The organism is Kitasatospora sp. NPDC001175, from assembly GCF_053598215.1.
In genome coordinates, this window is record NZ_JBSFJU010000002.1 from 153,017 (window position 1) to 175,669 (window position 22,653).

18 protein-coding genes are annotated in these 22,653 nt (G+C 72.0%); 6 read left to right on the forward strand and 12 right to left on the reverse strand.

The window, feature by feature from the left end; genetic code table 11:
• Positions 1 to 223: 223 nt before the first annotated feature.
• Complete coding sequence (locus ACWDAK_RS02630; RefSeq protein ID WP_427393163.1) at positions 224 to 2,626, reverse strand: ArnT family glycosyltransferase; 2,403 nt, start codon at positions 2,624 to 2,626, stop codon at positions 224 to 226.
• Positions 2,627 to 2,751: 125 nt separating this feature from the next.
• Entirely contained in the window at positions 2,752 to 3,591 is an 840-nt protein-coding gene (locus tag ACWDAK_RS02635) for a class I SAM-dependent methyltransferase (protein WP_425557605.1), read from the reverse strand.
• 527 nt (positions 3,592 to 4,118) lie between these two features.
• Here ACWDAK_RS02635 and rpsA point away from each other — a divergent pair.
• Together rpsA and ACWDAK_RS02645 are read left to right on the forward strand one after the other, a co-directional pair.
• Complete coding sequence (rpsA, locus tag ACWDAK_RS02640) at positions 4,119 to 5,606, forward strand: 30S ribosomal protein S1 (protein ID WP_344636524.1); 1,488 nt, start codon at positions 4,119 to 4,121, stop codon at positions 5,604 to 5,606.
• Positions 5,607 to 5,811: 205 nt separating this feature from the next.
• Complete coding sequence (locus tag ACWDAK_RS02645; RefSeq protein ID WP_344636523.1) at positions 5,812 to 8,073, forward strand: MMPL family transporter; 2,262 nt, start codon at positions 5,812 to 5,814, stop codon at positions 8,071 to 8,073.
• On the opposite strand, the gene ACWDAK_RS02650 is transcribed toward ACWDAK_RS02645, so the two are convergent.
• Positions 8,063 to 8,215: a hypothetical protein gene (locus ACWDAK_RS02650; RefSeq protein ID WP_344636522.1), complete on the reverse strand. Its 153-nt coding sequence runs from the start codon at positions 8,213 to 8,215 to the stop codon at positions 8,063 to 8,065. The genes ACWDAK_RS02645 and ACWDAK_RS02650 overlap by 11 nt on opposite strands.
• 236 nt (positions 8,216 to 8,451) lie before the next feature.
• Complete coding sequence (locus tag ACWDAK_RS02655) at positions 8,452 to 8,886, reverse strand: MarR family winged helix-turn-helix transcriptional regulator (RefSeq protein WP_427393162.1); 435 nt, start codon at positions 8,884 to 8,886, stop codon at positions 8,452 to 8,454.
• Positions 8,887 to 8,956: 70 nt separating this feature from the next.
• Between ACWDAK_RS02655 and ACWDAK_RS02660 the strand changes: the two genes are divergently transcribed.
• On the forward strand, positions 8,957 to 9,598 hold the full coding sequence (locus ACWDAK_RS02660; protein WP_344636520.1) for an MBL fold metallo-hydrolase: 642 nt from the start codon (positions 8,957 to 8,959) through the stop codon (positions 9,596 to 9,598).
• Positions 9,599 to 9,918: 320 nt separating this feature from the next.
• Here the strand turns inward: ACWDAK_RS02660 and ACWDAK_RS02665 are convergent, their stop codons facing one another.
• From ACWDAK_RS02665 to ACWDAK_RS02675, 3 genes are all read right to left on the reverse strand, one after another.
• Positions 9,919 to 10,437, reverse strand: a complete 519-nt coding sequence (locus ACWDAK_RS02665) for a double zinc ribbon domain-containing protein (RefSeq protein WP_449806441.1) — start codon at positions 10,435 to 10,437, stop codon at positions 9,919 to 9,921.
• 207 nt (positions 10,438 to 10,644) lie between these two features.
• Entirely contained in the window at positions 10,645 to 13,002 is a 2,358-nt protein-coding gene (locus ACWDAK_RS02670; RefSeq protein ID WP_427393161.1) for a transglycosylase domain-containing protein, read from the reverse strand.
• A gap of 100 nt (positions 13,003 to 13,102) precedes the next feature.
• Entirely contained in the window at positions 13,103 to 13,978 is an 876-nt protein-coding gene (locus tag ACWDAK_RS02675) for an alkaline phosphatase family protein (protein ID WP_344636517.1), read from the reverse strand.
• 210 nt (positions 13,979 to 14,188) lie between these two features.
• On the opposite strand from ACWDAK_RS02675, the gene coaE reads away from it, so the two are divergent.
• Positions 14,189 to 14,782 (forward strand): dephospho-CoA kinase, encoded by a 594-nt coding sequence (gene coaE / locus ACWDAK_RS02680; protein ID WP_344636516.1) that lies wholly within the window; start codon positions 14,189 to 14,191, stop codon positions 14,780 to 14,782.
• Positions 14,783 to 14,813: 31 nt separating this feature from the next.
• Here coaE and ACWDAK_RS02685 read toward each other — a convergent pair whose 3' ends face one another.
• The 3 genes from ACWDAK_RS02685 to soxR all read right to left on the reverse strand — a co-directional run bounded on the left by ACWDAK_RS02685 (position 14,814) and on the right by soxR (position 16,670).
• Positions 14,814 to 15,200, reverse strand: coding sequence for a VOC family protein (locus tag ACWDAK_RS02685; protein ID WP_344636515.1), 387 nt, complete (start codon positions 15,198 to 15,200; stop codon positions 14,814 to 14,816).
• A 65-nt stretch (positions 15,201 to 15,265) separates the two neighbouring features.
• Positions 15,266 to 16,114 carry an SAM-dependent methyltransferase gene (locus ACWDAK_RS02690; RefSeq protein ID WP_344636514.1) on the reverse strand — a complete coding sequence of 283 codons (849 nt, stop codon included), beginning with the start codon at positions 16,112 to 16,114 and terminating at the stop codon, positions 15,266 to 15,268.
• Between the two features lie 37 nt (positions 16,115 to 16,151).
• Entirely contained in the window at positions 16,152 to 16,670 is a 519-nt protein-coding gene (soxR, locus tag ACWDAK_RS02695) for a redox-sensitive transcriptional activator SoxR (protein WP_427393160.1), read from the reverse strand.
• A 55-nt stretch (positions 16,671 to 16,725) separates the two neighbouring features.
• On the opposite strand from soxR, the gene ACWDAK_RS02700 reads away from it, so the two are divergent.
• Both ACWDAK_RS02700 and ACWDAK_RS02705 read left to right on the forward strand, forming a co-directional pair.
• The gene (locus ACWDAK_RS02700) at positions 16,726 to 17,442 is read left to right on the forward strand and encodes a transketolase (protein WP_344636512.1); all 717 of its coding nucleotides are present in this window, start codon (positions 16,726 to 16,728) and stop codon (positions 17,440 to 17,442) included.
• A 58-nt stretch (positions 17,443 to 17,500) separates the two neighbouring features.
• On the forward strand, positions 17,501 to 18,394 hold the full coding sequence (locus tag ACWDAK_RS02705) for a transketolase family protein (protein WP_427393159.1): 894 nt from the start codon (positions 17,501 to 17,503) through the stop codon (positions 18,392 to 18,394).
• 40 nt (positions 18,395 to 18,434) lie between these two features.
• Here ACWDAK_RS02705 and treZ read toward each other — a convergent pair whose 3' ends face one another.
• Together treZ and treY are read right to left on the reverse strand one after the other, a co-directional pair.
• A complete protein-coding gene (gene treZ / locus ACWDAK_RS02710; RefSeq protein ID WP_344636510.1) occupies positions 18,435 to 20,174 on the reverse strand; it encodes a malto-oligosyltrehalose trehalohydrolase in 1,740 nt (579 codons plus the stop codon).
• Positions 20,171 to 22,588, reverse strand: a complete 2,418-nt coding sequence (gene treY, locus ACWDAK_RS02715; RefSeq protein WP_427393158.1) for a malto-oligosyltrehalose synthase — start codon at positions 22,586 to 22,588, stop codon at positions 20,171 to 20,173. Before treY ends, treZ begins: the two co-directional genes overlap by 4 nt.
• Positions 22,589 to 22,653 lie beyond the last annotated feature (65 nt).

Genomic DNA, 22,653 nt, shown 5'->3' on the forward strand with positions numbered 1-22,653 from the left:
TGCAGCGGCGGGGGAGTCGGTGCGGGGTGTGCACGTGCAGCGGCAGGGGAGTCCGTGCGGGGTGTGCACGTGCAGTGGCGCGGGAGTTCGCGTGGGTAGGTCGCACGTGCGCGGCCTTCGGTGGATTGCCGCGTCAACCGGAAACGCCCGGGGCGCGGGAGCCGCACGAGCGAGGTACCGTACCTGGTTCCTCGCGCGGTTCCCGCGCCCCGGGGGAGACCCGTCAGCGAGCGGGTCGGCAGGTGTAGAGCTGCTGGGTCCCCTGAGCGGTGGCGCCGTACTCACCGGGGGACACCACGGTGCAGGCGGTGCGGACCCAGGACTGGATCTGCGCCGTCGCCGGGTTGGCCGAGCCGCCCACACCGCCCATGCCACCCATTTCGCCCTCGCCGGTGAGCAGGACGTATCGCAGCTGACCCGAGTCGACGAACTGCTGGAACTGCGACGGGCTCGGCGCCGGCGCCGATCCGCTGAAGCCTCCCATGGGCAGTACTTCGGCACCGGTGGCGAGGATGAACGGTGAGGCGCTGCTCCAGTTGGTGGTGGCGAGCAGGTAGCGGGCACCGTCCCGATGGGCCTGGAGGTAGTCGAACAGGGCCTGCTGCGGAGCGCTCAGGTGCTCCGAGGAACCGCCGAAGCCGCCACCGAACCCGCCGCCCTGGCCGCCGCCGAACCTGGCCTGCTCGGCCTGCATGAGCCGGGCGAACTCCGAGGACGTCGCCGAGCGCTGGTTGCCGCCGCCGTGACCGCCGCCGACCGGGCCGACGGTGCCCATGCCCGAGTTGCCGTACTTCGAGTCCAGGACCGAGGATGCCCAGGCGCTCGGTGCTACCAGCACGGCCGCGATGCCCGTCAGCGCACCGGCCAGTGCGAGCCGCCGCCCGAAGAGCCCCGCGAACCGTTCGCCGCCACCCGTTCGGGCCAGTCCCAGCAGGACCAGGGCCAGCAGGCCCAGGGCAATCGCGGTCGGTGCCAGCCACGGCAGGAAGGTCGGGTACGTCCAGGCCAGGTAGGCGCACCAGGCGACCGTGCTCGCGATCGCCACCGGCAGCGCCCAGGCCCGGCGTCCGCCGTCGCGGAACGCCCGCCACATCAGCACCAGTCCGGTGCCGCTCAGCGCGGCGAGCGGAGCCGCGATCACACCCATGTAGTAGCTGTGGCCGCCGACGCTGCCCGCGCTGAAGACCAGGAAGAAGACCGTCAGCCAGGTCCCCCACAGCACGAACCCGGCCCGCCGTACGTCAGTGCGCGGCGCGCGTCGCCGCCAGACCAGGCCGCAGACCAGCGAGACCAGTGCCAGCGGATAGAACCAGCCGGTCTGCGGTGCGAACTGCGAGTTGAACATCTTGGTCCAGCCGCCGTCGCTCATGCCGCCCCCGCCACCACCGCCTGCCGCGGCCCAGAACGCCCCGGCGTCCGCCCCGGCGCCGGCCATGCCGGTCGCACCGGCCCCGCCGCCACCCTGGGCCTCCGTCCGCCAACCGCCGTGGCCCGCCGCCCCGGCGTCACCGGGAGCACCCGGCATACCCGGCGCATCCGAGGCACCCGGCATGCCCGAGGCACCCGCAGCACCCGAGTGACCGGCGCCGAAGCCCGCCCCGAACCCCGCGCCACCCGCGCCGGAGCCGGCCTGACCACCGCCGTGACCACCTGCGCCACGGCCGCCCGCGCCGTAGCCACCACCGTGGCCGCCGCCCCCGTGGTTGCCGCCGCCCCCGCCGCCGCGGACCGCCTGGACGCTTCCGGTCTGCGAAGCCGAAAGGCCCACCGACGAGAAGCGGTTCAGGAAGTTGTACCCGACCACCATGCTGAAGGCCGAGTTGTCGGTCGTGCCGTCGACGAACGGACGGTCCTTGGCCGGAGTGAGCGTGACGGCCAGCATCCAGGAGGCCGAGACCGCGACCGTCACCAGACCCGCCAGCGCCACATGGCCGAACCGCCGCCGCAGCGTGACCGGCGCCGAGACCAGGTACACCGCGGCCAGTGCGGGCAGCACCGCCCACGCCTCCAGCATCTTGGTCTGGAACGCCAGCCCGACCCAGACTCCGGCGAGCAGCAGCGGCCGCAGCCGGCCCGACTGCGCGGCCCGCTGCGCCGCGTCGGCCGCCAGCAGGAGCAGCAGCGTGAACGCGGCGTCCTCGACCGCCGTACGGAACAGTCCGGCGGCCACCGGAGTCAGGGTGAAGGCGGCGGCCGCGAGCAACCCGGCGTTGGCCCCGGCCCACCGCCGCACCACCCGGTACATCACCAGCACGGCCAGCACGCCCTCGATCGCCTGCGGCAGGGTGAGCGCCCACGGGTGGAACCCGAAGAGCCGCGCGCACAGCGCCTGCGGCCAGAGGAAGCCGGGCAGCTTGTCGAGCGTGATGGTGTTCGCCGGGTCGAACGAGCCGAAGAGGAACGCCTTCCAGCTCTCGGTCATGCTGCGCACGGCGTCGGCGTAGAAGGCGTGGTACTGGCTGTGGTTGATGTTCCAGGCGTACAGCACCGCGGCGACGGCCGCGATCCCCAGCAGCGCGGGCCGGGCGTATCCGGGCTGGCCGTCAGGGGACTTCCACGGGACCCTGCGGCCGCCCGGCGGGGCGGCCACGGTCCGGAGAGGTGCGGTGAGCAGATCGGTAGCCATACGCGGCACGATCTGCTGCCCGCATGAGAGTTTCCTTGGAGAGTCCTCCAGGTTTGGTCATGTTTCTCTCCAGAGCGTCTCTTCGCGGGGCGCGCCCCTTCGGACGCGCTCGGCCCCGCCGGCCCTCAGTCCCGCTGAGCGACGAAGATCGCGGTCCCGGGGATCAGCCGGCCGCGCAGCGGGCTCCAGCCGCCCCACTCCTGTTCGTGTCCGTCCGGCCACTCGGGTTCGACGAGGTCGAGCAGGCGGAAGCCGGCGCCGGTGAGTTCGCGGACCCGGTCGCCCAGGGTGCGGTGGTGCTCGACGTAGGTGGCGTGGCCGTGCTCGTCCTGCTCGACGTAGGGCGTGCGGTCGAAGTACGAGGCGGTGGCGGTGAGCCCCTCGACGCCGGGTTCGTCGGGGAAGGCCCAGCGGATCGGATGGGTGACCGAGAAGACCCAGCGCGCGCCGGGCCGCAGCACCCGGTGCACCTCGCGCATCAGCGCGGCGGTGTCGGCGCTGAACGGCACCGCCCCGTACGCCGAGCAGACCAGGTCGAACGAGCCGTCGGCGAACGGGAGCACGGCCGCGTCGGCCTGGAGCACCGCGACCGGCTCGCCGCCGGCCTCCAGGTCGATCCGGCGGGAGTGCTGGAGCTGCCGGTAGGAGATGTCGAGGGCGACGGGGATCGCACCCTGGGCGGCCAGCCAGCGGGAGCACTGGGCTGCGCCCGCGCCGAGCTCCAGCACCTTCGCGCCCTTGAGCGAGTCCGGGGATCCGAGCAGTCGGGCGTCGGCCTCGTCGAGTCCTTCGGGGCACCAGGTGAAGCGGGCGTCGCCGAGGAACTCGCCGTGCTCGTCCTGGTACTCGTCGGCGTTGCGGTCCCACCAGTGGCGGCTGGCCCGGCTGCTCTCGGCGGGCGCGGCCTCGCGGCGGACGGCCTCGCTGTCGTCGTCCTCGGACAGCTGGTCCCCGAGGGCGGCCAGGGCGCTGAGATCGGTGGGGTCCGGAAGATCGGGGGTGGTGGACAAAGTGTGAAACCCGTCGCGTAGGGTGGAGGCTGCGGAAGCGCTACTGCAACGAGCCGGCCCGGTCGAACGGGGCGGATCGGGCGGTGGCATCCGGGGACCGGAGCGGGCCCTGCGGCTGCCTCCCGCGCTGGTGATCACCTCAGGGTACCGAACTCGAAGGTACTAAGGTGATCATGGGCGCAGGGTGCGCAGATGGAGGATATGGCCTTATCTGTCCCGGCCTTTACCGTCTCGCCTTCTCTGGCGTTGACCGTGCCCGGCTGTCCCCGTATGCTACAAGTTGCGCTGCGGGCCTGCGCGCCTCGGACGGAGCAGGTCGCGCTCGCATCTGTCGAAGACCCCACGGTCGCAAGACGGACCCCTTCTGGAGAATTTCAGCGGGTGGGCCGTGTTCTTGGCTGTCCGGCTTTCGGTGGGAGCGATACGGGCCCTCCGCGTGGCATTACCTACGACTTCATGTCCGTACCGGAGCCCCTTTCCTAATGACGAGCCCCACCGACACCATCAGCACCACCCCGCAGGTCGCGGTCAACGACATCGGCGACGCGGACGCGTTCCTTGCCGCGATCGACGAGACCATCAAGTACTTCAACGATGGCGACATCGTCGAGGGCGTCATCGTGAAGGTCGACCGTGACGAGGTGCTCCTCGACATCGGTTACAAGACCGAGGGCGTCATCCCTTCCCGCGAGCTCTCGATCAAGCACGACGTTGACCCGCACGAGGTCGTCTCCGTCGGTGACAACATCGAGGCCCTGGTTCTCCAGAAGGAGGACAAGGAGGGTCGTCTCATCCTGTCCAAGAAGCGCGCTCAGTACGAGCGTGCCTGGGGCACGATCGAGAAGATCAAGGAAGAGGACGGCATCGTCACCGGTACCGTCATCGAGGTCGTCAAGGGTGGTCTCATCCTCGACATCGGCCTCCGTGGCTTCCTCCCGGCCTCGCTGGTCGAGATGCGCCGCGTCCGCGACCTCCAGCCCTACGTGGGCAAGGAGCTCGAGGCCAAGATCATCGAGCTGGACAAGAACCGCAACAACGTGGTCCTGTCCCGCCGTGCCTGGCTGGAGCAGACCCAGAGCGAGGTCCGCCAGACCTTCCTCACCACCCTGCAGAAGGGTCAGGTGCGCTCCGGTGTCGTCTCCTCGATCGTCAACTTCGGTGCGTTCGTGGACCTGGGCGGCGTCGACGGTCTGGTTCACGTCTCCGAGCTGTCCTGGAAGCACATCGACCACCCGTCCGAGGTTGTCGAGGTCGGCCAGGAGGTCACCGTCGAGGTTCTCGACGTCGACATGGACCGCGAGCGTGTCTCCCTGTCGCTGAAGGCGACCCAGGAGGACCCGTGGCAGCAGTTCGCCCGTACCCACCAGATCGGCCAGGTCGTTCCGGGTAAGGTCACCAAGCTGGTTCCGTTCGGTGCGTTCGTCCGCGTCGACGAGGGCATCGAGGGTCTGGTCCACATCTCCGAGCTGGCCGAGCGCCACGTCGAGATCCCGGAGCAGGTCGTCCAGGTCGGCGACGAGATCTTCGTCAAGGTCATCGACATCGACCTCGAGCGTCGTCGCATCAGCCTGTCGCTGAAGCAGGCCAACGAGGCCTTCGGCCCCGACGCTGCCGCGGTCGAGTTCGACCCGACCCTGTACGGCATGGCCGCGTCCTACGACGACCAGGGCAACTACATCTACCCGGAGGGCTTCGACCCCGAGGCGAACGACTGGCTGCCCGGCTACGAGAAGCAGCGTGAGGAGTGGGAGCGCCAGTACGCCGAGGCGCAGGCCCGCTTCGAGCAGCACCAGGCTCAGGTCATCAAGAGCCGTGAGGCCGACGCCGCCGCTGCCGCCGAGGCCGGCGAGGAGGCCCCGGTCGCCGGTGGTGGCTCGTACTCCTCCAGCAGCGACGAGGGCTCCGGCGCGCTCGCCTCGGACGAGGCGCTCGCCGCTCTGCGCGAGAAGCTGGCCGGCGGCCAGAGCTGAGCTCACGCTCGGCGCTGACCGGCGCTGGTAACTGACAGAACCCCCACCCGGGGCTCCGGGTGGGGGTTCTGTCGTATCCGGACGCCGGCCGGCGGCTGCCGAGCGGGTGCCCGGTTCCGGTGTGAGATGAAGCTCATCGTCCACCTATAGGAGGTTTGGGCGACTCCACTTATTTTTGGGTGAACTGCCCGAAAGGTTCTCGCACATGCGCCACCCGCTCGCTGCAGCTGTCGAACCCGCCGCCGCTCCCGTCCAGGTTGACGGGAGGCTCGCGGCCCTCGGCCGGTTCTGCCACCGGCGGCGGCGTTCGGTGCTGGGCTTCTGGCTCCTGGTGCTCGTGCTCGGGGTGTTGATCGGCGGACGGGTCTTCGAGGGCTCGGTGGCCGGTACCGCGGCAGGCGGTTCGGAGTCCGCCAGGGGCGAGGCCCTGGTCGCCGCCGTCGACTCCGCCAAGGGCACCGTCACCGCCGTGGTGGACGGCGCACCCGTGGCCGACCCGGCGGTACGCGCCGCAGTGACCGCAGCCACCGACCGGATCGGCAGGCTGCCCGGCGTGGTCTCGGCCGTCGACACCTACCGTGCGGGCCCGGCGCTCACCGCCACCGACGGCCGGGCGAGCCTGGTCGCGGTGCGGATGGCCGAGGGCTCGACCGACGCCCAACTGTCGGCCGTGACCCGGCAGCTGCAGTCGATCAGGGCGGACGGCGTGCACACCACGGTCGGCGGGGACCTGGTGCTGCAGCGCGAGGTCAAGGACCAGACCGCCAGCGACACCCGTTTCGGTGAACTGGTCACCCTGCCGCTGACGCTGATCGTGATGGTCCTGGTCTTCGGCGGGCTGGCTGCGGCCGGGCTGCCGGTGATCGGCGCGGTCGCCTCGGTGGGCGGGGCGCTGCTGGCCATGTTCGGGTTCAGCCGGATCATGGACATCGACACCAGCGTGCTGCCGATCGCCACCGTGCTGGGACTGGGGCTGTCGATCGACTACGCGCTGCTGATGGTCAACCGCTTCCGTGAGGAGCGCGGCTGCGGTGCCGCGATCGCCTACGCGGTCGAGCGCACTGCGGCCACCGCGGGCCGGACGGTCGCCTTCTCCGGGCTGACCGTGGCCGTCGCGCTGGCCGGACTCTTCGTCTTCACCAGTCCGGTCTTCCGTGCCGTCGCGGCGGCCGGGGTCAGCGTGGTGATCATCGCCGTCGCCGCTGCGCTGACCCTGGTCCCCGCGCTGCTCGGCTTCGTCGGCCACCGGGTCAAGGCACCCACCACGCCGGTTCCGGACGAGGGCTTCTTCACCCGTACGGTCCGCCGGGTGCAGCGGCGGCCGGTGCCGGTGGTGCTCGGCTGCGTCGCGCTGCTGCTGGCCGCCGGCGCGCCCTTCCTGGGCTCGCAGTGGCGCAGCTCGGGAGCGGCCGTGCTGCCCACCTCCTCCGCGGGACGCCAGGTCACCGAGGCCATCTCGGAGCGCTTCCCGCAGCAGGCCCCGGCCCCGGTCACAGTCGTGGTCGAGGCCGACCGGAACACCGCGCAGGCGTACGCGGAGGACGTGGCGGCCAAGCTGCCCGGGGTCAGCGGGATCCGGTCGGTCGCTCCGGTCGCCGACCGGGTGAGCACGGTCGAGGTGCTGGTGAACGGCGCGCCGCAGGGCGCCGAGGCGAAGCGCGTGGTGGGCGAACTGCGGGCCGACCGCGGCGGGCTCACCACCTATGTCACCGGCGACGCGGCCTCGGTGGCCGACTTCCAGCACGAGATCGCCACCCGGGGCCCCTGGGCGCTCGGGCTGGTCGCGGCCGGGACGCTGGTGCTGCTCTTCCTGATGACCGGCTCGGTGGTGATGCCGGTCAAGGCGCTGTTGATGAACGTGCTCTCGCTGGGCGCTTCGCTCGGCTCGCTCACCCTGGTCTTCCAGCACGGCTACTTCAGCGGGCTGCTCGGATTCAGTCCGACGGGTGGCCTGGAGACCTTCATACCGGTGCTGGTCTTCGCCTTCGCCTTCGGCCTCTCGATGGACTACGAGGTTTTCCTGCTTGCGCGGATCAAGGAACTCCGGGACCAGGGCCACGGCTGTGCCCGCTCGGTGGAGCTCGGTCTTCAGCGGAGCGGTCGGATCATCACCTCGGCGGCGTTGCTGATGGTGATTGTCTTCGCCGGGTTCGCGGCGGGCCAGATGCTCATGGTCAAGGAGATGGGCATCGCGCTGGCGGTGGCGGTCGCGGTGGACGCCACACTGGTCCGGTGCCTGCTGGTACCGGCCGCGATGACGCTGTTCGGCGAGTTCAACTGGTGGGCCCCGGGCCCGCTGCGGCGGCTGCACCGGAGGATCGGGCTCAGGGAGCATGTGGTGCTGCCGCCGATTCCCGCCGCGCCGGCCGCCGTGGCCGTCGCACTGCCGGGGCGGCGAGCGGAGGCCGGACGGGACGTGGAACGGGCCCTGGAGCGCGACGCGGAGCGCGCCGGGGTCAGCCGCTGACGCAGGAGTTGCCGAAGCCCGGGGCGATGGCGTCCACGGCGCTGCAGGCGGCGGCGCTGCCCGCGCCGGCGAACAGCAGGCCGCACAGGGCGGCGGCGAGCAGGACGTTCCGGGGGGACAGGGTCTTGTGGGCGGCGCTCACGGTGGGCTTCCCTCCGGGGCGGTACGGATCGCCCTGCTCGACGCCGCAGACCCGGGGAGGGCATGGGCACTCACCCGCCCGGTGGATTCTCCGGTGACGTGAGCCGGTGCCGTGGAGCCGGGCCGGGGCGGTGTGCCTACGTGCAGCCCGGCTCGCGCAGCGCTGCCCGCCCCTGGGGAGCCGTCCGGCTGACGGTGCGGCGGCGGCCCCACAGTCCTCCGGTGCAGCGGGGGTTTTCAGGCCAGCCGATGGAGCAGGGCGACGGTGTCGCGGAGCCGGCGCTGTTCGTCCGGGGCGAGCCGCTCGCTGATGGCTGCGGCGATCCGACCCTCGCGGCGGGTGCGCTGGGCGTACAGGGCGGCCGTGCCCGCGTCGGTGGCGGCGATCAGCACCTTGCGGCCGTCGGTGGCGTGCCGCTGCTGCTCCACCAGTCCCGCCTCGGTGAGCAGCGTGACCGTACGGGCCATCGACTGGTGCCGGACCCGCTGCAGTTCGGCAAGTTGGCTGGTGGTGCGCGGCCCCTCCCGGACCAGCCAGCCGAGTACGGCGGCCTGGTTCTGTGGCAGCTCGTCGTCCACCCGGAGCCGACGAACCAGGGCACCGATGGCCAGTCGCAGCTCGGCGGCGATCTCGAACGGGTCGACGGGGTCTGCGTGCTCCTGTGGCTCCATGGGGTCAGCTTATCCGGCCGTTCGGCTTAATTTGCAGCGAAACTGTACAGCCTTGCTGTACAGTTTTGGCATGCGACTTACCAAGTTCGGGCATGCCTGCGTACGCATCGAGCACACGGACGCCACCGTCGTCATCGACCCCGGGATGTTCACCGCACCGGAGGCGATCGAAGGCGCTGACGCCGTCCTGATCACTCACGAGCACTTCGACCACTTCGTCGAGGACCGGCTGCGGGCCGCCGCCGAGGCCAACCCGGGGCTGCGGATCTGGACCAACCGCACGGTGGCCGACCAGCTCTCGGGGCTCGGCGGCAGGGTCACGGTGGTGGGTGCGGGCGACGCCTTCGACATCAACGGGCTCGGCGTGAGCGTGCACGGTGAGTGGCATGCCGTGATCCACCCCGACATCCCGCGGGTGCGCAACATCGGATTCCTGCTGGACGGCCGGGTCTTCCACCCGGGTGATGCGCTCACCCTGCTGGATCAGCCGGTGGAGACGCTGCTGCTGCCGATCGCAGCGCCGTGGTCCAAGGCCGCCGAGCTGATCGACTACGTCCGTGAGTTCAAGCCCCGGCGGGCACTCGCGGTGCACGAGGCCGTACTGAGCGAGGTGGGTCAGATGGTGTACGGCCGCCTGCTGGGCGAGGGCGGGCCGGGTACGGGTGCCGAGCTGCGCCAACTGGCGGCGGGCGAGCAGGTCGACCTCGGCTGAGCCGCACCTGTCCCGGGCAGCCGGGCGGGAGCGATTCTGCGTCGGATCCGCTCTGCGGCAGATCAAATCCGCGCCGGTGCTGCCCGGTGAACGGGCTGGTCAGGCCACGAGCTGCTCCGACAACGACCTGCTCCGGCCGCGAGCCGTTCCGGCCCCGGGTGACTCCGGCTGCGAGCCGCTCCGACCGCGAGTTGTTCTGCTCCCGAGCCGTTCCGGCCGGGACGAGCGCGGTATGCGACCGGGGCCCAACGGGAACTGCTCTGCACCGGACCGGGTCCGGTGCAGAGCAGTTCCATGTCAGGGCGGAGTGAGGCCGAGCGTCAGCGCCGAGCCCCGCAGCTCGGGCAGAAGGCGGCGCCGTCCGGCACCGGCTTGTTGCAGACACCGCAGTCGTTCTGGACGGCCAGCCGGTGACCGCAGCCTGGGCAGAACGGGGTCCCGTGGGTCTCGGTCCGGCACTGCGGGCAGACCAGCTGGCGCGGCGTGTCCACGTCGAAGGACTGGCCGGCCTGCTGCCCCTGCTCGTAGGCCCGCTGGGAGACCAAGTCGTTGAGCCCGCGCCGCTGGGCGGCGACCGCCTCGGCGGCGGTGTCGGGGGCGCAGTTCTGGCAGAGCCCCTGCTCCGGGTTCCAGCACCGGCCGCAGACGTAGTCGGTGCACCGCGCGCAGCGGTTGAAGTGCTGCTGGGCGTTGCCTATCGCGCGCTCGAAGGCGCTGTCCCGGCCGCTGCCCCAATTGGCGCCGGCCAGCCCGTCGGCGGCGTTGCTGATCCCGTTGGTGGCGTTGCCGCCGATCAGCCCGTAGACGGCGTTGATGCCCTTGTTGACCCAGCCGGCCACCTGCCCGGTCCGGAACGGCTCGAACGGGGAACGCCAATTGTCGTGGCAGCGCTGACACGAGAACTCGAACTGGAAACCCGCTCCCGTGCCGTGCTGTTCGCACAGGTCGCGGTAGTTGTTACTGAAGTAGATCTCGCTGCTCAAGCTATTCCCACCCTTTGCTCATGAAGTCGCGGCACAGCGTGGCACATGTGTGTCCATCAGCGGTCACTGCCGCCCCTGGCCCTGCGGCTGCGCGGGCCGGTTGGGGTTGCCCGGAGCGCCCGCGCCACCCGCACCGCCCGCGCCACCCGCGCCACCCGCACCGCCCGCGCCACCCGCACCGCCCGCGCCACCTGCGTCACCCGTGGCGGTCGGCGAGCCAGGATCGGTGCCGGGGTCGGAACCGGGATCGGATCCCGCGCCGGTGCCGGGGTCGGTGCCGGGGTCGGATCCCGCGCCGGTGCCGGGGTCGGTGCCGGGGTCGGTGCCGGGGTCGGATCCCGCGCCGGTGCCGGGGTCGGATCCCACGCCGGTGCCGGGCAGTTGGACCGAGTTGAAGCTGCTGGGCGGGACGTTCGCGAGGGCGTCCCCCATGGCCGCGTTCCAGATCGGGCCCGCCACCGTGCCACCGAAGACGTTGGTCAGCCGCTCGCCGTGCATCCGCTGGCCCTCCAGCGGGCGCGGGTTGAGGGTGTCACCGACCACGGTGGCGCCGGCCAGCTCGGGGGTGTAGCCGACGAACCACACCTGCTTGCTGTCGTTGGTGGTACCGGTCTTGCCCGCGTTGTCCCGGTCGTTGAGGCCGACCGTCTTGCCGGTGCCGTCCTGGACGACGCCCTTGAGCATGCTGGTGATGCTGTCCGCTGTGTCCGCGGACATCGCCTGGGTGCAACTGGTCTGCGGCACGCTCAGGTTCTTGCCGCCGGGCGCGGTGACCGAGGTGATCGCACTCGGCGCGCAGTAGGTGCCGTGCGCGGCGAAGGCGGCGTACACCTCGGCCATCTCCAGCGGGGTCAGGTCATTGCTGCCGAGCACCATCGACGGCACGACGGCGAGGTTCTCACCACCGGCCTGCTGGGTGATGCCGAGCTTGTTGGCCATCCGGGCGACGTTGCACAGCCCGGCGTCGTGCTCCAGGTTGGCGAAGTAGGTGTTGACCGACTGGGCCATCGCATCCGGCATGGAGAAGTTCCCGGCCAGCGTGGTGGCGTCGTTGTGCACGTCGCCGGTGTTCTTGTAGACCCTGCCCGAGCAGTCCGTCATCGTGGGCCACGGGATGCTGTAGGGCGTGTTGTAGGAGGTGCTCATGCCGTAGCCGGCTTCCAGCGCGGCTGCCGCGACGATCGGCTTGAAGGTGGAGCCGGTCGGGTAGCCCAGGCCGCCGCCCATGTTCTTGGGCACGTTCAGGTTGATCTGGGTCTGGTTGTCGTCCACCCCGTACGGGCGGCTCTGCGCCATGCCGAGGATCTTGCCGGTGCCCGGCTGCACCAGGGTCATCACCGCGGCCGGCTTGTCGGAGGCGTCCGCGTTGTTGGTGACCGCGTCCTGCACCGCCTTCTGGTCCTTGGGGACCAGCGTGGTGTGGATCTGCAGGCCGCCGCGGGCCCACAGCGCCTGGCGCTCGTCGGCCGTCCGCCCGAACGCCGGATTGGAGAGCACCGTGCGGTGCACGTAGTCGCAGAAGAAGCCCTCGCCCAACTGGGCGGTGATGCAACCCTGCTGAGGGTGGGTGACGTTCAGCTTGAGGTCGGTCGCGATGGCGTCCTGGGCCTGCTGCTGGGTGATGTGCCCGAACTCGGCCATCTTGCGCAGCACGGTGTCGCGGCGCTGCTTGGCCTGGGTCGGGTGGGCGATCGGGTCGTAGCCGGAGGGCGACTGGACCAGGCCCGCCAGCAGCGCGGCCTGCGGCAGGCTCAGCTCGTCCGCGTGGACGCTGAAGTACCGCTCGGAGGCCGCCTCGATGCCGTAGGCCCTCTCGCCGAAGAAGGTGATGTTCAGGTAGTTGGTGAGGATCTGGTCCTTGGTGAGGGTCTCCTCGACCTTGATCGCGTACTTGAGTTCCTTGATCTTCCGGTCGAGCGTGGCCCGCTGGGCCTGGAGGACCTTCGTCTGGTCGTCCCCGGCCTCCTCGACGAACACGTTCTTCACGTACTGCTGGGTGAGGGTCGAGCCGCCCTGCGCGGTGCCGCCGGCGTTGGCGTTGGTGTTGACGGCACGCAGGACGCCCTTCAGGTCGATGGCGCCGTGCTGGTAGAAGCGGTTGTCCTCGATGTCCACCAGTGCGGTCTTCACCAGCGGGGACATCTGCTTGCTCGGTACGACCGTGCGGTCCCGGTCGTAGACGGTGGCGATCACACCGCCTTCGGCGTCGTAGATGGTGGACGCCTGGGAGAGCGGCGGAGTCTTGAAGTCGTCCGGCAGGCTGTCGAAGTCCTGCACCGCCGCCTGTGCACCGAGTCCCGCCGCGCCGACCGCCGGCAGCACGAGCCCGGCGGCCAGTACGCCCCCCACGACGCAGGCGCCTATGAAACTGGCGCTGAGTCGTATGTTCTTGCGGAGACCGTTCGGCGTTCTGCGTGGCATGGGCCGACCATACGTCGGCCCCGGTAAAGCCAGTACCTGATTTTCGACACACCTTCGTCACAGGATTGTGACGACTGGTCAGATGAGTAAAGACTGGGTGTCAGCTGACCACAACCGGTGTGCCGGCCTGGGTGAACGGGCGGCCGTCCAGGGTCCAGTGCGGGTCGGGGACGATCTCCAGGGCGGCGTAGACGTGCGCGGCGACATCGGTGTGGTGCAGCGACCCGAGGGGTGCGCCCGGGATGATGCCGGGGCCCTGGGCGGCGATCCAGGCGGTGCGCTCCAGTTCGCTCCGGCCGCCGTGGCCGCCCTGGTCGACGTGCCCGTGATCGGTCACCACGATGACCGTCCAGTCCTCGTCGGGGCGGCCCTCGACCGCCGTCAGCAGCCGGCCGAGCCGGGCGTCGGCGGTCTCGATCGAGCGGCGGTACTCCTCGCCGCAACCGAGGAAGTGCGCGGTCTCGTCCACCGCGCCGAGGTAGACGAAGGACGCCTGCGGTTGGTCCTCGCCGGTCAGCACGTGCACCGCCTCCGCGGTGACCCGCTCGTCGCAGACCTCCCACGCCTCGGGGGTGTCCTCCAGCGGCGCTATGTAGGACAGCCGGCTCGGCGCGGCGAACAGCGGGCCGCCGCTGCGGGCCAGGAACAGCGGCTCCCAGCCGCCCACGGCGAAGGTCCGGCGGCGGTGCACGGCGGCCAGCCGGGTGGTGAAGTCCGGGAAGACGTCCAGCCGGTTGCCGCCCAGGTGGTTGCCGAGCACACCGTGCTTGGCCACGCCGACGCCGGTGGCGATGGTCGCCCAGCACGGGCCCGACATGGTCGGGGTCACGTCGTCCACCTCGACGGGGGCGAGGAAGCCGGCGGCGGCGACCGAGTCCAGGTGCGGGGTGTGCAGCTCGGGCAGCAGGTCGAGGCGGACGCCGTCGATGCCGACGACCAGGACGCGACGGGGGCCGGCGGACCACAGGCTGGACACGGGAACTCCAAGGGGACGAGCGGCTGGGCAGGGGTCTCTCCGGCACCCTAGCCCGGGCGAACGGCTGCCGGTCGCGGCCCGGTCGCACCTTTCCCGGAGTTCCCGGGGACACGACTCGCACAGTTCGCCGAACGGGTGTGTGATGTTCATCCGCCGTTCCAGTGCTCATCCGCCGTCGGGGCGGCCGACGGGCGGCGGTAGCCTGGCGGCATGCTGAGGATCGGACTGACGGGTGGGATCGGCGCGGGCAAGAGCGAGGTGTCACGGCAGTTCGCCGCACTGGGTGCGGTGGTCGTGGACTCCGACCTGATCGCCCGTGAGGTGGTGGCACCGGGCACCGACGGTTTGGCGGCCGTGGTCGCCGAGTTCGGCTCCGGGATCCTCCGGGAGGACGGGTCGCTCGACCGCCCCGCGCTCGGCGCGGTCGTCTTCGCCGACCCGGCGCGACTGGCAGCGCTCAACGCGATCGTCCACCCGTTGGTCCGGGCGCGCTCCGCCGAACTCGAGGACGCGGCGGGGCCCGAGGACATCGTGGTGCACGACGTGCCGTTGCTCGCCGAGAACGGGCTGGCGCCGCTGTACGACCTGGTGGTCGTGATCGACGCCGACGACGAGGTACGGCTGGACCGGCTCGTGCGCCTGCGCGGCATGACCGAGGCGGAGGCCAAGGCCCGGATGGCGGCCCAGGCCTCCCGCCAGCAGCGGCTCGCGGTCGCGGACCTGGTGATCGACAACAGCGGGACGCTGGCCGACCTGACCCCCCGGGTCCGGGGGGTATGGGAGCAACTGCGGGCGCGCCTCTAGCGGTTGACCGAAACGCCCCGGGGCGAGGCCCCTACTCGGGCTGGAGGAGATCCCAGCGGTTGCCGTACAGGTCCTCGAAGACGGCGACCGTGCCGTAGGGCTCGTGGCGGGGGTCCTCGAGGAAGGTGACCCCGGCGGCGGTCATCCGGCGGTGGTCGGCCTCGAAGTCCTCGGTGTACAGGAAGAGGCCGACCCGCCCGCCGGTCTGGTCGCCGATCCGGGCCCGCTGCTCGGGCCGGTGGGGACGGGCGAGCAGCAGAGCGGTCTCCCGGGACCCGCGCGGCGCGACCACGACCCACCGCCCGCCGTCCTCGCGCGGGCTGTCCTCGCGCAGTTCGAATCCGAGCGCGTCCACGTAGAAGGCGATGGCCTCGTCGTAGTCGCGGACGAGCAGGGCGGTGAGTCCGATGTGTGCCATCCCGCCATGCTGCCATCACGGCGCACGCGCACCGGGGAGTCGGCACCCACGGCCCGTCCGCGACCCTACGGCTTGCGGGCGACCCCGGCCCAGAGCCCGGTGGTGGCGTCGGTGCTCCGGGCCTCCTGGTCGGGGCGCCAGAGCGGGGCGGTGACCAGACCGGGCTCCAGCAGCTCCAGGCCGTCGAAGAAGCGCAGCACCTGCTCCCGGCTGCGGGGGGTCAGCTGGGCGGTGGCGGTGCGGTAGACGGCCGTGCCCTTCTCGTGCTCGGCGGGCGACGCGAAGTCCGAAGTGCCGTGCGAGAGCGCGAGATAGCTGCCGGACGGGAGGTCGTCGACCAGCTGCCGGACGATCCCGTACGGGTCGTCGGACTCGTCGATGAAGTGCAGGATCGCGAAGAGCAGCAGGGCGACCGGCTGCCCGAAGTCGATCAGTTCGCGCACCTCGGGGGCGGCCAGGACGGCGGCCGGATCGCGCAGGTCGGCCTGGACGACGGTGGTGGTGCCGTGGCTGCCGGCGAGCAGTGCGCGACTGTGCACCAGCACGATCGGGTCGTTGTCCACGTAGGCGACCTTGGCGTCGGGGTGCACCTGCTGGGCGATCTCGTGGGTGTTGCCGGCGGTGGGGATGCCGGTGCCGATGTCCAGGAACTGCGTCACACCCAGCTCGGCGAGGTGCCGCACGGCCCGCTGCAGGAAGTCGCGGTTGGCGCGGGCGCCGAGCCGTACCATCGGCCCGAGTGCGATGACCCGCTCGGCCGCCTCCCGGTCGGCGGGGAAGTTGTCCTTGCCGCCCAGGTAGTAGTCGTACATCCGGGCGGGGTGGGGTATCTCGGGACGAAGGTCGGCGGGCGGGCGCAGCTCCGTGCCGTCGGGCGACATCCAGTCCAGTGAGATGTTCTGATGGTCGGTCATGATGAACCTCGTTCCCCCGCAGGCTTCCCCGTGACTGCTATGTGTCTTGGCACGCAGCATAGATGGACGATCCGGCCGGCGGGTGCGGTTCCGGCCCGCTGGACGGGTCCCGGGTGAGCAGGTAGCGCGCTCCGGGGCCGGTCGCGGCGGCGCGGTCCTCGGCGTTGTACAGCGAGCAGCGGGAGAGCGAGAGGCAGCCGCAGCCGATGCAGCCGGTCAACTTGACCTTCAGCTGCTCCAGTTCGGCGATCTGCTGGTCGATCCGGGACTGCCAGGACTGCGCCACTCCGCTCCACTCGGCGGTGCTGGGCGCCCGGTCCTGAGGGAGTCGGTCGAGTGCGGTGCGGGCCTCTTCCAGGGAGAGGCCGACCCGCTGGGCGGCCCGCACGAAGGCGACCCGGCGCAGCGTGGAGCGGGCGTAGCGGCGCTGGTTGCCGGCGGTGCGCTCGGCGTGGATCAGTCCGAGCCTCTCGTAGTAGCGCAGCGCCGAGGTGGCCAGCCCGCTGCGTTCGGCGAGCTGACCGATGGTCAGGAGGTCGTACCTGGAGGGTGCCATGGGCGGAGAATAGCGCGCTTGACTTGAAGTCGACTTCAACTTGCATGCTCTACCCATGACCACCGCACTCGCTCCGCAGCGCTCCGCCCGCCCGTACGGCTTCGCCGACCTGCCCGGCCTGATGGCCCGGATGACCGGTGACGAGAAGCACGGACCGGCTGCCACCTCCACCCTCGACGCCCTCTGGGTGCTCTACGACCGGGTACTCGACGTCTCCCCTTCGAGCGTGGAGAGCCCCGACCGGGACCGCTTCCTGCTCTCCAAGGGCCACGGCCCGATGGCCTACTACGCGGTGCTGGCCGCGAAGGGCTTCCTGGACCCGGAGATCCTCGCCAGCTTCGGCACCTACGACTCGCCGCTCGGCCACCACCCGGACCGGCTGCTGGTCCCGGGCGCGGAGATCTCCTCCGGTTCGCTCGGTCACGGGCTGCCGCTGGCGGTCGGCACCGCGCTGGGCCTGCGCGCCCAAGGGCTGCTCGACCCGGCGGTGTGGGTGCTGATCGGGGACGCCGAGTTCGACGAGGGCAGCAACCACGAGGCGGTCGCCTTCGCGGGCGCGGCCGGGCTGGACCGGCTGCACGTGGTCGCCATCGACAACTCCTCGGCCACGCACGGCTGGCGCGGCGGGATCGCCTCCCGCTTCGAGGCCGAGGGCTGGTCCGCGGTCACCGTGGACGGGCGCGACCACCAGGCCCTGTACGAGGCGTACACCGCGCCGCACCCGGGCCGGCCGCATGCCGTCGTCGCCCGGGTCGAGCCCAAGAACTCCTGAGTCCCCCGGGTCCCGTCCCTTCCCGCGTCCTGCCCTCCCGAGCCGAAAGAGACCACCGATGGAAACCATGCGCGAGCGCTTCTTCGACGTCACCACCGACCTGCTGGACCGCGACCCCAGGATCGCGCTGCTGCTCGCCGACATCAGCGCTGACCCGTTCACCGAGGCCGCGCGCCGCCACCCCGACCGGGTGGTGAACGTCGGCATCCGGGAGCAGCTGCTGATCGGCGCCGCCGGAGGGATGGCGCTGACCGGGATGCGGCCGATCGCCCACACCTTCGCCAGCTTCCTGGTGGAGCGGCCCTTCGAGCAGGTCAAGCTGGACCTCGAACACCAGGGTGTCGGCGCGGTGCTGGTCAGCGCGGCGGGCTCGTACGACTGGCCGGCCGGTGGCCGTACCCACATGGCGCCGGGCGACGTCGCGCTGCTGGACACCCTGCCCGGCTGGACCGTCCATGTGCCCGGCCACCCGGACGAGGCCGAGACCCTGCTGCGGCACGCGGCGGCGGACGGCGACCGCAAGGTGTACGTCCGGCTCTCCGCCCACCGCAACGCGGAGGCCCGGCCGATCACGCCGGGCCGGTTCCTGCGGGTGCGGGAGGGGAGGCGCGGGGTGGTGCTGGCGGTCGGGCCGATGCTGGACGCGGTGCTCGACGCCACCGAGGGGCTGGACGTCACCGTGCTCTACGCCGCAACCGTCCGCCCCTTCGACGCGGCCGGGCTGCGCGCCGCCCTCGGCGACCGGCCGGACGTGGTCCTGGTCGAGCCCTACCTGGCGGGCACCTCCGCCAACGAGGCCCATGACGCGCTGGCCGACCGCCCGCACCGGGTGCTGGGCCTCGGCGTCCCCCGCGAGGAACACCGCCACTACGGCTCCATCCCGGAGCACCTCGCCGCCTACGGCCTGGACGCGGCCGGCCTGCGCGACCGCATCACCGCGTACCTGTGGTAGTCCGCCCCGGGCTGGCCGGGGGTCCCGCGCCCGGCGGAAGTCAGCCGACCTCGACCACCGCGACCGAGTCCGGGGCGAGGAAGAGCGAGTTCTCCCCGCTGCCCGGCCAGCAGTCACCGAACAGCGCGAGCGTCCCCGCGTAGGGCCGGTCCAGCACCACCTCGCGCGGAGTTCCCCCGCCGAGGTTGACCACCACCCGGTACGGTCCGCGGTGCACCACCAGCCAGCCCTCCTGCTCGTCGTAGGCCACCCGCACGGCCGAGAGGTCGGGGTCGGCCAGCTCGGGATGGGCCCGCCGGAGTCTGATCAGCCGCCGGTACCAGTCCAGCAGCCCGAGGTGCGGCTCCCGGCGCGGTTCCGTCCAGTCCAGGACGGAGGCGAGCACCGTGGCCGGCGCCTGCGGGTCGGGCACCTGGTCCGAAGTCCAACCGAACTCGGTGAACTCCCGCCGTCGGCCCTCCCGTACGGCCTCGGCGAGGGCCGGGTCGGTGTGGTCGGTGAAGTACTGCCAGGGTGTGGTGGCGCCCCACTCCTCGCCCATGAAGAGCATCGGCGTGAACGGCGAGGTGAGCACCAGTGCCGCACCCCCGGCCAGCCGCCCCGGGGAGAGGGTGGCGGAGATCCGGTCGCCGGTGGCCCGGTTGCCGACCTGGTCGTGGGTCTGCAGGTAGCCCAGCAGCCGGTGCCCGAAGGCCGCCGGGAACGGCCGGCCGTGGCTGCGCCCGCGGAAGGACGACCAGCTGCCGTCGTGGAAGTAGCCGCCGGTCAGGGTCTTGGCCAGGGCGGCCAGCGGCCGGCGCGCGAAGTCCGCGTAGTAGCCCTGGCTCTCGCCGGTCAGGACGACGTGCAGCGCGTGATGGAAGTCGTCGCTCCACTGCGCGGTCAGCCCGAACCCGCCCGACTGGCGCGGATCCGTCACCCGGGGGTCGTTCAGATCGGACTCGGCGACCAGGAACAGCGGACGTCCGGTGGCTTCCCCGAACTCCGTCACCGCACAGCCGAGTTCCTCCAGGAAGTGCAGCGCCCGCCCGTCCACCAGGGCGTGCACCGCGTCCAGCCGTAGGCCGTCCACCCGGTAGTCCCGCAGCCAGGCCAGCGCGCTGCCGATCAGGAAGTCCCGCACCTCGTCCGAGCCCGGTGCGTCCAGATTGACCGCCGCTCCCCACGGGGTGTGGTGCCGGTCGGTGAAGTACGGCCCGAAGGCGGAGAGATGGTTCCCGGACGGGCCGAGGTGGTTGTGCACCACGTCCAGGACGACGCCGAGGCCCTTGCGGTGGGCCGCGTCCACGAAGCGCTTCAGCCCGTCCGGGCCGCCGTAGGGCTCGTGCACCGCCCAGAGCGAGACCCCGTCGTACCCCCAGCCGCTGCGCCCGGGGAACGGACAGAGGGGCATCAACTCCACGAAGTCCACGCCGAGTTCGACCAGGTGGCCGAGCCGCTCGGCCGCCGCGTCGAAAGTCCCGGCCGAGGTGAAGGTGCCGACGTGCAGCTCGTACACCACGCAGCCGGGCAGCGGCCGCCCGTGCCATGGGGTGTCCGACCAGCGGAAGTCCTCGTGCGCCACCGGACGGCTCAATCCGTCGGGCCCGTACGGCTGGCGCCGCGAGCGCGGGTCCGGCAGCGGCGGGCCGCCGTCCAGTCGGAAGCCGTAGTCGCCGTTCGGCGCGTCGGCCTGCCACCAGCCGAGCCGCCCCGCCTCCGGCACCATCGGGTGCGCGACGCCGTCCACCTCGACCTCCACCAGGGTGGCCTCGGGGGCCCAGACCCGGTACGTGGTCACCGGCCACCACCCTGCTCAAGGCGCAGCAGCGCGACCGGATACCGCTCGAACAGCGAGGCCACCGGCACCGCACCCCCGGCGATCCGGTGCGAGGTCAGCTCGTCCCTCCAGCGGCCCCCCGGCAGCTCCAGCACCGTGTCGCGCCAGCCTCCCTGCCGTTCCAGCCCGTACGGCAGCCTGGTCACGGCGGTGACCGTCTCGGGCCCGCGGGCGAAGGCCAGCAGATGGGCGGCGGCCGGGCCCTGCGCGGCGAGCGGACGGTACGGCCCGAGCGGATGGTCACGGCGCAGGTGCAGGGCGGTGGTGGTCAGGTGCAGCTTCTCCCTGGCCAGGTCGCCCGGGCGGTCGACAGCGGAGTCGGTGAGCCGGACCGCCACGGCGGAGAGGTCCACCGGGGCCCGGTTGTCCGGGTCCACCAGGGTGTACAGCGGCTCCTCGCTGCCCTGGTACAGGTCGGGCACGCCCGGCATGGTCAGGTGCAGCAGGGCGGCCGCCAGGGTGTTGCTGCGCGCGTAGGGGGAGATCATCTCGACGAAGCCGGCGATCCTCGGGCAGAGGCCGGGATCGGCGAGCACACCGCGTGCGTAGTCGGCCAGCGCCTGCTCGAACCGGGTGTCCGGCGCCGTCCAGGAGGTGTGCAGCTTCGCCTCGCGGGCCGACTTCAGCAGCACGGACACCAGCCGGTCGGCGGAGAGCGGCCAGGCGGCCACCAGGGTCTGCCAGAGCAGCCAGGCGGTGCTCCGGTCCGGGCAGAGACCGGCCGAGCAGGTCCAGGCCAGGCACTCGTCGGCCCAGTGGCCGGGCACTTCGGCCAGCACCGCGAGCCGGGCCCGGGCGTCGGCGCTGCGCTTGGTGTCATGGGTGGACAGCGCCGTCATGGAGAGCGGCCAGTGCTGCTCCGACTCCCGGCACCAGGCGTGGAACTCGTCCGGCCGCACCCCCGGGTGGGCGGGATCGCCGCCGACCTCGTTCAGGCTCAGCAGTGCGTTCCAGCGGTAGAAGGCGGTGTCCTCCACGCCCTTGGCGGCCACCGCCGAGGCGGTCTGCGCGAACCGGGTGCAGAACTCGTCCTTCGCCGCCCCGCGCCCCAGCCGGCCGAGCACCAGATCGCGGACCAGCGCGGCGGTCGCCGCCGCCCCGGGCAGGTCCGCGAGCGCCGCCGGGCCGTTGCCGAGCGCCGCCTCGACCTGCGCCACCGACTCCTCGGGCGCGCTCTCGCCCGGCCGGACGTAGGGCCGGTAGCCGGGGTACGCCGTCAGCAGGTGGCGCAGCGTCTCCCGGACGGTCCACGGCGCGTGGTCGGCGAGCGCGGGCTCGGTGGCGCAGATCCGCTGCACCAGCCGCACCAGGCGGTCCAGTTCGGCGGCCAGTTCGCCGTCGGGAGCGGTGAGTTCGGCCCGCCCGCGGGCGGCGGCGGCCGCCGCCGTACCGGCGCCGGTGTCCCGGCGGTAGGCCGTGATCAGTTGCTCGGCGCCGGCGTGGTCGGTGAGTACGCCGTCGATCCGGCGCAGCGCGTCGTAGCCGGTGGTGCCCGCGCACGGCCAGTCGGCGGGCAACTGCTCCCGGCCGGTGAGGATCTTCTCCACCACGGTGTACGCGCCGCCGGTGGCCTCGGCCAGTCGCTCCAGGTAGCCGCGCGGATCGGCCAGGCCGTCGGGGTGGTCGATCCGGAAGCCGTCCAGGACGCCGTCGGCGTGCAGCCGCAGCAGGGTGCGGTGGGTGGCCTCGAAGACCTCGGGCACCTCGACCCGCACCGCGATCAGCTCGTTGACGGTGAAGAACCGCCGGTAGTTCAGCTCGGCGCTGGCCAGTTGCCACCAGGCCAGCCGGTACCACTGGTGCCGCAGCAGCTCGGGCAGCGGCAGGTGGGCGGTGCCGGGGCGCAGCGGGAAGGTGTGCTCGTGGTAGCGCAGCACCTCGCCGTCGGTCTCCAACTCCTCCAGTACCGCGCCGAGTCGGTCGCCCAGCAGCGGCAGTAGCAGCCGGCCGCGGGCGGGAGCGTCGGCCGGCCCCGGCTGGGCCGTCCAGTCGATGTCGAACCAGTGCGCGTACGCCGAGTCGGGGCCGTCCCGCAGCACCTGCCAGAGCGGCTGGTTGAGCTGCTCGGGCACCGGGAGCGCCATGTGGTTGGGCACCACGTCGGCGATCAGGCGCAGACCGTGCCGTTGTGCCTCGGCGGCCAGCGACCGCAGGGCGCGCTCGCCGCCGAGCTGTTCGCTGATCCGGCCGTGGTCGACGGTGTCGTAGCCGTGGGTGGAGCCGGGTACGGCCTCCAGCAGCGGCGACAGGTGCAGATGCGAGACACCGAGCGCGGCGAGGTAGGCGACCGCGTGCTCGGCGTCGTGCAGGGTGAACCCGGGCTGGAGCTGCAGCCGGTAACTGGCCGTCGGACGGGGTGCGGCGGCGGATGTCATGGGGGGATGCCTACCCGGGCTCGGGGGCCGCTATGGCCGCGTGGTGCGAATGGTCCAACCGGCGC